General features: G+C 67.9%; 8 protein-coding genes. 2 read left to right on the forward strand and 6 right to left on the reverse strand.

What is annotated here, in order from left to right; all coding sequences use genetic code 11:
- From ELR45_RS06945 to ELR45_RS06955, 3 genes are all read right to left on the reverse strand, one after another.
- Positions 1-785, reverse strand: a 785-nt coding sequence (locus ELR45_RS06945) for a beta-ketoacyl-ACP synthase 3 (protein WP_205856169.1), incomplete at its 3' end; no start/stop codon positions are given.
- 49 nt (positions 786-834) lie between these two features.
- Positions 835-3,954 (reverse strand): AAA family ATPase, encoded by a 3,120-nt coding sequence (locus ELR45_RS06950; RefSeq protein WP_129664589.1) that lies wholly within the window; start codon positions 3,952-3,954, stop codon positions 835-837.
- Complete coding sequence (locus tag ELR45_RS06955; protein WP_129664591.1) at positions 3,955-5,148, reverse strand: exonuclease SbcCD subunit D; 1,194 nt, start codon at positions 5,146-5,148, stop codon at positions 3,955-3,957.
- 250 nt (positions 5,149-5,398) lie between these two features.
- On the opposite strand from ELR45_RS06955, the gene ELR45_RS06960 reads away from it, so the two are divergent.
- Complete coding sequence (locus tag ELR45_RS06960; RefSeq protein WP_129664593.1) at positions 5,399-6,673, forward strand: ATP-binding protein; 1,275 nt, start codon at positions 5,399-5,401, stop codon at positions 6,671-6,673.
- A 36-nt stretch (positions 6,674-6,709) separates the two neighbouring features.
- On the opposite strand, the gene ELR45_RS06965 is transcribed toward ELR45_RS06960, so the two are convergent.
- The 3 genes from ELR45_RS06965 to sigJ all read right to left on the reverse strand — a co-directional run bounded on the left by ELR45_RS06965 (position 6,710) and on the right by sigJ (position 8,583).
- Positions 6,710-7,231, reverse strand: coding sequence for an HAAS signaling domain-containing protein (locus ELR45_RS06965; RefSeq protein WP_129664595.1), 522 nt, complete (start codon positions 7,229-7,231; stop codon positions 6,710-6,712).
- Entirely contained in the window at positions 7,228-7,629 is a 402-nt protein-coding gene (locus tag ELR45_RS06970; protein ID WP_205856170.1) for a PadR family transcriptional regulator, read from the reverse strand. Before ELR45_RS06970 ends, ELR45_RS06965 begins: the two co-directional genes overlap by 4 nt.
- A gap of 69 nt (positions 7,630-7,698) precedes the next feature.
- Positions 7,699-8,583 (reverse strand): RNA polymerase sigma factor SigJ, encoded by an 885-nt coding sequence (gene sigJ / locus ELR45_RS06975; RefSeq protein WP_129664598.1) that lies wholly within the window; start codon positions 8,581-8,583, stop codon positions 7,699-7,701.
- Positions 8,584-8,662: 79 nt separating this feature from the next.
- Here sigJ and ELR45_RS37110 point away from each other — a divergent pair.
- The coding region (locus ELR45_RS37110) for an MFS transporter (RefSeq protein ID WP_205856171.1) at positions 8,663-9,255 on the forward strand (593 nt) is incomplete at its 3' end.

The raw sequence follows: 9,255 nt of genomic DNA on the forward strand, positions 1-9,255 counted from the left end.
CGGGCGACGACGGCCTGCTCCGCGTCAAGTTGCCGCACCACCGCTTCGATGATCCGCAGGTTGGCCTGGTGCGTGACGATGGCCCCCAAGTCGGCGGGTGTGATGCCGGCGCGGGTGCACGCCTCGCGGGCAATGGGAGCGAGCTCCCTGGTGGCCCAGCGGTAGACGGCCTGACCTTCCTGCTGGAAGTGGGGATGCCAGCCGTCGTTGAGGCGCACAGTGTCGCCGCGGCTGGGGTCGGAGCCCCACACGACCGGGCCGATACCCTCGTCGCCCGTGGATGCGGAGACGATGGCGGCGCCGGCGCCGTCGGCGAGGAGCACGCAGGTTGAGCGGTCGGTCCAGTCGGTGACGTCACTCATCTTCTCGGCGCCGATCACCAGTGCGTGCCGGGCTGCGCCGGCGCGCACAGCGTGGTCGGCTGTGGCGAGCGCGGTGCAGAAGCCGGCACAGCCATTGTTGATGTCGAAACAGACCGCGGCGGGGACGCCGAGCCGGCCCGCGACCTGGGCGGCGACACTAGGGCAACGGTCCATCGCCGAGCAGGTGGCCACGACCACCATGCCGATCTCCTCCGGCTGCAGCCCAGCCGTCGAGAGGGCTTTGTCCGCGGCGGCGGACGCCAGGTCGGCGACCGTCTGCTCACGGGCGATGTGGCGTGTGACGATACCGGTGCGCTGGCGTATCCATGCGTCGTTGGTGTCGACCATCGTCGCAAGGTCGTCGTTGGTCAGGACGTGCTCGGGCTGGTAGTGGCCCAGTGCTGCTATACGGGTCAGCGTCACGGCGTGCTCCTCAGAAGGTCGGGTGACGTCTCGAACCTATCGGGTCGATTCAGGCGACGACAGTGAGGCTGCTCGGCCCGCCGACGGATGTGCGCCGTACCTCGATCCGCTCCGGGATGCGGGTCTTGAGCTCCTCGACGTGGCTGACGATCCCCACCACGCGTCCGCCGCTGCGTAGACCGGCGAGGACCCCCATGACATCGTCGAGGGTGTCCGGGTCGAGGCTGCCGAACCCCTCGTCGATGAAGAGGGTGTTCATGGTGAGGCCGCCCGCCTGCGATGTGACGACGTCGGCGAGCCCCAGTGCCAGGCTGAGCGACACATAGAAGGTCTCACCGCCGGAGAGCGTTCCGGTCTCCCGGGCTTGTCCGGTGTGTGCATCGATGACATGTAGGCCGAGGCCGGTGCGCCGGGTGCCGGACTGCTTCCCGTCGTACGACTCGAGCGTGTACCGGCCGGAGGACATGTCGACGAGGCGCTCGTTGGCGGCCTCGACGACGCTGTCGAATACGCGTTGCAGCACGTAGGTGGCGAGCGGCATGCGCAGCACGTTGTCGTTGACGTCGGCGTTGGCGAGGCCGGCCATCCGGATGATGGGGGCGGCGGCGTCGTGCTGTCGCCTGCGGATACCGGTCACGTCCACGACCTTCGACCTGGCCCGCCGGCTGCGGTGCAGCCGCTCGCCGCGGGTGGCGACTTCGCGCTGCAGGGATGCGAACTCTGCCTCGCGACATTCGACGGCGGTGCGAGCGTCGTCGACGTCGATCTGCGCCGCGGGGTCGATGCCGTCGAGGTCGGGTTCGGCGAGCCGGCCTTCGACCGCGTGCATCCGGCGCCGCCACTCTTCGACCTGCTGTCGCAGCCTCTCCAGCTCATTCGCGGGCACCAGTGCGTCACGAGCCGCATCGATGCTCTCGAAGCCCGCCTCGGCGACGGTCCGGTCGAGTTCGGCGGCGCGGCGGGCGTGATCTTCGGTGTGCCGCGTGAGCTCGGCGAGGGCTTTGACCAGCTGATCCGCCGCGGTGGTGCGACGCTTGAGGTCGGCCGCCCGGGCCGCGACGCTGGAGAAGCCGTGCCGCTGCTCTGAGACCCGGGCATCGTCGCGTTCCACGGCCTCCGTCAGCGACGCGATACGGGCGTTGGCGGTGGCGAGGTCGGCAGTGGCCCGCCGGTGCTGCTCGTGGCAGTCTTCGAGCTCCTGCTTGCGCCGGCTGATCTCGCCGGTGAGATCAGCAAGCTGCTGCTCAGCGGTCTCGGCGTGTGTGATGGCGGCGTCGATCTCGGCGAGACGGGCCTGTAGGTCTTCGGCGGAGCGGCGGTCCAACCGGCCCTCCAGCTCGGCGACCCGGGTAGCGGCTTGGTCGAGCACCTGCTTGGTGTCGTCGAGTTCCCGTTGGCGCTTCAGCCTGGTCTGCTCGGCCGCGTCCACCTCCTCGCGGTCGACATGGTCGAGGGTGCGCTGTGCCCGCTGTGGGTGCTTCCGCGACCCACAGACCTGGCAGGGCTTGCCCTTGGGCAGAGCCTCGGCCAGCTCGGCCGCCACGCTCTCCAGGTAGCGGCGGCGCAGGTCGGACTCGTTCTCGCTGGCGACGGTGTACATCCGCAGGGCGGCCCGGCGACGGTTGTCGACCGTCTCGTGCTCCTTGCGGGCAGCGAGTAGGTCCTGGTGGACGCCGATGAGATCGCTGACCTGACGGCGCTCGTCGCGCAGACCACTCAGCCCTACTGCCGCCTCGCGGGCCGCGGAGAGCTGCTCCTCCAGCGACTCGATGCGTTTCGGGAGTTCCGCTGAGCGAGCCTCGATGGTCGCCAGGTTCTTCTCCAGCTTCTCGCTGTCCTCGCCGAGCGTCTTCAACTCGTCGCGGCGGTGTGGCAGGTCGGCCTCGACCTTCAGCACGTCGTTCAGCCCGACGATCGTGTCGAGCAGCCGGCGATGAGCGGAGGCGACCTCGTCCTGGTCCGCCTCTGCGACGTCCAGCCCGGGTAGCTCGACGGTGGCGCGCAGCGCCTCCACCCGATGGCGCGCATGCTCCAGCTGGGCGCCCGCGGCGTCGAGCGCGTCCACGGCGACGCGGCAGGTCGCGGCCCGGAGACCGGCATCGAGTCGTCGAGCTCTGGCTTCATGGCTGTCGCGTTCCGCCTCCAGACGCTCCTGCTCGGCCAGGGCGGCGCGCAGCCGGTCTCGTCGGTCACGACGTTGTTCGAGATCTTTCAGCTTCGCCTCTGCCTCGGTCCGCGCCGATTCAGCCTGTGCACGGCGGGCGTTGAGCGTCTCGTACGCGGTCTTCAGCCCGGCGACGACCTCGTCGGCCCAGGAGATGAGCGCGGCCTCGGCGTCGTCCTGCGCGTCGACGACGGCGGTCAGCACCTGGTCGACCAGCTGCGTCGCCCGGTGAGGGTCAGCGAACGCGCCGCTGCCCGACCCATGCTCACCCGTCCCTTGAACAATGGTGTGCTCGGGACCCCTGGTGTCCTCGTGACCGGCAGCTTCGCGTCCGGCAGCGTCGACGAACGACGTCACCGCGTAGCGCAGGTCGGCATCGGCGTCGTCGCAGGCTTTGCGGGCGTCGACCCGCTTGCGTTTCAGCTCGGCCTGCACCTTTTCGTAGTGCTCAGTGCCGAAGATGCTCTGCAGGATGTCGCGGCGCTCGTCGCTCTTGGACTGCAGGAAGCGGGCGAACTCGCCCTGGGGCAGCACCGCGGTGCGGACGAACTGCTCGCGGCTGAGGCCGAGCGCGTCGCGAATCTCGTCGTCGGCCTCCCCTGCGCGGGTGGAGATCGGGTCGCCGTCGACGCCCGCCGGGCTGGTGCCCTTCCACAGCTTGACCGTGGCCTGCTGAGGAGTCGTGCCCTCGCCGCGCTTCTTGAGCCGCTCGAACGCCGGTGTCCGGCGGACGCGGTAGACGCCGCGCCCCGTCTCGAACACCAGGTCGACGAACGGTTCGGTGCGGGCATCGCGATGGTCCGAGACCAGGCGGTGCAAGCTGGAGTACCCGCCGGCGACCTGCCCATACAGGGCGAAGACGACGGCGTCGATGATGGTGGACTTGCCCGCGCCGGTGGGCCCGTCCAGCAGGAACAGCCCACCGGAGGAGAGCTCGGCGAAGTCGATGTGCTGCTCGTCGCGGAACGGCCCGAGCGCGGCGAACGTGAGCGTGTGCAGCTGCATCTAGGCGCTCCTCTCCGCCGCGAGAACCGCGTCGTGGGAGTCCTGGAAGCAGTGGAGCTCGGCGTCCGTGACGTCGTCGCCGGTCACGTGGTGGACGAAGTCGCGGGCGACGTCGAGCGGGTCGATGGTGTTCGGGTTGGCGACGCCGTCGCCGCTGCCGATCTCCTCACCCTCCGGGAGGTGGCGGATCTCCAGCAGGTGCGGGAAACGGTGTGCGACGCGCTCGCGCATCTGCTGCGGGCGGCCCGGGTCGGTGACGGTGACCTGCACCCACGACTCGAGGTGCTGCTCGTGGGCCGGGTCGGTGAGGATCGCCTCGAGCGCGCCGATGAGGCGAGCCATCGGGCGTGGCTGCGGGACGGCGATGGCGCTCACCTCGGCGACGCCGTCGGGTCCGAGCTCGACGATGGTGATCGACTTCTCCTGGTTGGCCTCGGAGAAGGAGAAACGCAGTGGCGAGCCCGGGTAGCGCAGCCGGGTGGTGGTGTGGCCTGTGCGAGGCTCTTGCGCCCCGTGTAGATGTCCAAGCGCAACGTAGTCGATTCCGTCGAAGACGGCGCTGGGCACCGAGTCGACGCCGCCGACCCGGATGTCGCGCTCGCTCTCCGACGTCTCGAGTGGGATCCCACCGACGACGAAGGCATGTGCCATGACGACGGTGCGTGCCCGGCCATCGTGCGTGTCGCGCCGTCGTCGTTGGAGATCGTCGTTGACACGTCGCATGGCGGCGGTGCAGGCAGACTCGTGCGAGCGGGCGAGCGGCTCGTCGTCGTCCGAGAGCTCGTGCCGGCAGCCGTCCGGGTCGAGGTACGGGAACGGGTAGACAAGGACGGCGCCGTGCTCGTCCGCCAGCTCGACGGGCGTGCCGACGTCGCTGACCCGGGTGGCGACGTGCAGGTTCTGCGGGAACAGCGTGGAGCCGTAGCCGAGGCGGATCGCGGAGTCATGGTTGCCGGACGTGACGATCACCGGGGCGTGCTCGGTAAGCCGCTTGAGGGTGTCCTCGAGGAGACGGACCGCCTCGACCGGCGGGATGGCACGGTCGAAGATGTCTCCCGCGATCAGGACGGCGTCGATGTTCTCGCCGGCCGTGACGTCGACGATGTGGTCGAGCGTAGCCGCCTGGTGTTCCAGCAGGTCGAGGCCATGCAGGCTGCGACCGAGATGCCAGTCGGACGTGTGGAGCAGACGCATGACACCTCCCGCTGGTGCGTTGGACGAGCGCTGTGATTGCCGTCGAGAACGAGGATGCCAGGACCCACCGACAGAACCCTATGAGCCGCGCCGATGCGCCAGGTATGTGGTGGTGGACGGGTGAGCTCGACAGTCGGCCGTCGGTCACCGAAGACACGCCGCAAACGGTAGCGTGGAGATGCCGCAAACGGTAGTGCGGCAAAGCCGCAAACAGTAGCGTAGAGGCACCGCAAATGGTAGCGTAGGAGACGTGGCAACCTATCATCAGCGGATTGTGGACGGCGAGCTTGATGAGCTGCTGCCTGCGTTGGCGGCGGTAGCGATCGAGGGTCCGAAGGGCGTTGGGAAAACCGCGACTGCCGAGCGCCGAGCCGATGTTGTCTACGAGCTCGACGATGATGAACAGAAAAACCTACTCGCGGCGGATTCCGGCCAAATCACCCGGTCACCGGGCACGGTACTCATCGACGAATGGCAACGGTACCCACCTGTTTGGGACGACGTGCGTCGCAGTGTGGATCGTGATCCTCGGCCAGGGCGGTTCATCCTGGCAGGAAGCGCGGCACCGGTGACATCCCCAGTTCATTCAGGCGCGGGACGCATCGTGCAGGTGCGCATGCGTCCGATGAGTTTGGCCGAACGCGATCTGGATACTCCCACGGTCAGCTTGTCGAATCTGCTGGCGGGCCGGCGTGACCCAGTAGCGGGTGCGGCGTCTTTGACGCTTCCTGACTACGTCGAGGAGATACTTCGCTCTGGATTCCCTGGCGTTCGACAGCTGCCACCTCGCGCGCGGCGCGCGCAACTGGACGGCTACATCGCACGCATCATTGAGCGTGAATTCCAGGACCAAGGCCACCAGGTGCGGAGGCCCGCGACATTGCGGGCGTGGCTCGAGGCATTTGCAGCGGCGACGGCGACGACCGCGGCATACAACGCGATCCTGGACGCGGCGACACCTGGCGAATCTGACAAGCCAGCCAAGACAACGACCATCGCGTATCGCGAGGTGCTCAGCCAACTCTGGCTCCTCGATCCCGTGCCCGGATGGCTGCCCGTCGACAACCAGATAGCGCGGCTGGCGCAGGGACCAAAGCATCACCTGGCCGACCCGGCTCTGGCAGCGCGACTGCTCGACCTCGACGCCAACACGCTGTTGGCGGCATCGTCTACGGGGCGACGCAAACCACATGGGCGCGCGATGGTGGGACCGATGTTTGAGTCGCTTATCGCGCTCAGTCTCCGCGTCTACGCTCAAGCGGCCGAAGCGAAAGTACATCACCTGCGGACACGAGAATCTAACCACGAGATCGACTTCATCATTACGGGCGTCGGCGGCCGGATTGTGGCGTTGGAGGTGAAAGTAGCCCGCAATGTTGACGACAAAGACGTCGCGCATCTGCATTGGCTCCGAGATCAGGTCGGCGACCTTCTTGCGGACGCCGCCATCATCACCACCGGGACCCATGCATACCGCCGAGCCGATGGCATAGCCGTCATACCAGCGTCACTCCTAGGCCCATGAAGCGGCGTAGGCGGACGCGGTCGCTCGCCGGACGGCTCAACCGAGGACGAGCGCGAGGACGGTCGCCGCGGTGAGCCAGGCCAGTACCGCCGCTCCGGTGATGATCATCGCCCGTCGTCCCGATCGGTTGATCCGTTCGGGTTCTAGGCCGGTGCGCGGATCGATGACGCGGTCCGCCTTTGGAAGGGCGAACGCCGCGCCTGCCATCACGATGACTCCGGCTAGCACAGTCAGGAGCGGATGGAGACCCCACACGGACTTGTCGGTCGCCGTTCGGATGACGCTGACGCCCAGCAGCGACCCACCCGCCCCGGCGGCGACGATGCCGAGGATGGATCGGATCAGATCCGACCGGCCCTGCCGGTGCCCGGTGTTGCGTGCCCACGTCCGCGCATACTCACGGGGCTTGCCGAACGCCTCCGCCGGGGCCTCGCCGCTCTCGGCGACGTGGGCTTCGACCTCGGCAACGATCTGCCCGATCTCCTCGCCTGGCACGTTCCGCATGCGCAAGGCGAAGATCAGGCTATCGACGTACTTCTCGACCTGGCTAGCTGTCATGGCTCGAGCCTCCTCGGAGCCGCTGCCTGTGGTTGTCCGCACGGTTGCTGCCCTCCTGACGTGCTTTCTTGACCCCCGACGGTCGCGACGACCCGCCCTACCCACGTCATCCACTCGGAGACCACCGCGTCCAGGGCGCGTCCACCCTCGTCGGTGATATCGACCAGCTTTCGCCCAGGTCCTCCGACGCCGCCGATCCATTCGGAGCTCAGCTGGCCGCGTTGCTCTAGGCGGCCAAGGACTGGATATAGAGTCCCGCCCTTGATCTCGCCCAATCCGGCGTCGCGAAGCCGCTGTGCAATCTCGTAGCCGTGGGTGGGACCGTGTTGCCGCACGACCGCGAGGACACACATCTCGATTGCCGCGCGGGTCCACGACTGGGGCCATTGGTCGGTCACTTTATAGATGCTATCGCCATCTAGTTAGCGACACAACCTAGATCGCCTGGCCGTCATACTCGCGGGACTTCAGCTCCCGAGGTTCGTGAGATCGAGGCGGCGAAGGCGGTCAGGGTCGCCGAGAATGTCGATCTCGACGATCCTTCCGCTCCTGATGGTGAACCCCATGATCGCGAACGGCCGCCCAGGTGGAACAACGACGGCTCCCGCGGCGCCATTGACGAGCGCCGGCCGGACGAACGGAGCAAAGCGCGAGAACGAGTGCGCCCCTTCGGCCACCGCCCGGGGGCCACGAACAGTTCTCGACGCGCCCGCCGGCTTCGGCCCGAAGTCGGCATGGACCACGACGTCGGGGTCGAGCAGCGCGAGCAGGGCGTCGAAGTCGCCGTCGCGGGCAGCCGCGAAGAACGCGTCGACGATCTCACGCTGACGTGCGACGTCGGCGTCGGGAAGTGGCTCGGCGTCCCGGACCCGACGACGGGCGCGGCTGGCGAGTTGCCGGGTCGCGGACGGGGAGCGTTCGACGATGGACGCGATCTCGTCGAACGGCACACCGAACATGTCATGAAGGACGAAGGCGAGCCGCTCCGCGGGCGGGAGCGTCTCGAGCACCATCAGCATCGCCAGGCCGACAGAGTCGGCCAGCAATGTCTCGTGCTCGGGGTCAGTCTCGTCCTCGCGGCTGATCAGCGGATCGGGTACGTGCGTCTCCAGCGGTTCCTCGCGTCGCGACGTGCGTGAACGGAGCATGTCGAGGCACAAATGCGCGACGACGGTGGTCAGCCATCCGCCAAGGTTATGGACGCCGCTCGTGTCGGTGCGGTTGAGCCGGAGCCAGGCCTCCTGCACCGCGTCGTCCGCCTCGCTCAGCGAGCCCAGCATCCGATAGGCCACCGCCCGCAGATGGCCGCGGTTCTGCTCGAACGCCGTCGTCAGCCAATCTTTCTCGCTCACGCGGTCACCTCCCTCCGTCGAGATCCGTCACCGCGCTGACGGACGGGACCACGCAAGTGTGACAAGGAGGTTGGCCGTCATGACAGACGAAACGTCGACTCTGGATCGACGACGGTGGCTCGCACTGGTCGTCGTGCTCGTCGCCGGGTTCATGGACCTGCTCGACGTGACGATAGTCAACGTGGCGATCCCGAGCATCATGCGGGACCTGGGCGCCGAGTACAGCCAGATCGAGTGGATCGTGGCCGGCTATGTGCTGGCGTTCGCGGCCGTACTCATCACCGGCGGCCGGCTCGGCGACATCTTCGGACGTAAACGGCTGTTCCTTGTCGGCGTCGCCGGCTTCACGGTGGCGTCAGCGCTGTGCGGCGTCGCCGGGGACCCGGTGATGCTGATCGGTGGGCGGTTCCTTCAGGGTGCTGCAGCCGGTCTGATGGTGCCACAGATCCTGGCGATCATTCACGTCACGTTCCCTCGGCGCGAACGGGGGAAGGTGCTCGGTCTGTGGGGCGGCGTCTTGGGATCCGCGTCCGTCGCCGGGCTGATTCTCGGTGGTGTCCTGGTGGAGTGGGACGTTCTCGGCTTGGGGTGGCGTCCGATCTTCCTGGTCAACGTGCCGGTCGGGCTGGCGGCCATGGTCGCGGCATGGTTCGTCGTCCGGGAGTCTCGGTC

This window comes from Phytoactinopolyspora endophytica (assembly GCF_004138495.1).
GTDB lineage: Bacteria > Actinomycetota > Actinomycetes > Jiangellales > Jiangellaceae > Phytoactinopolyspora > Phytoactinopolyspora endophytica.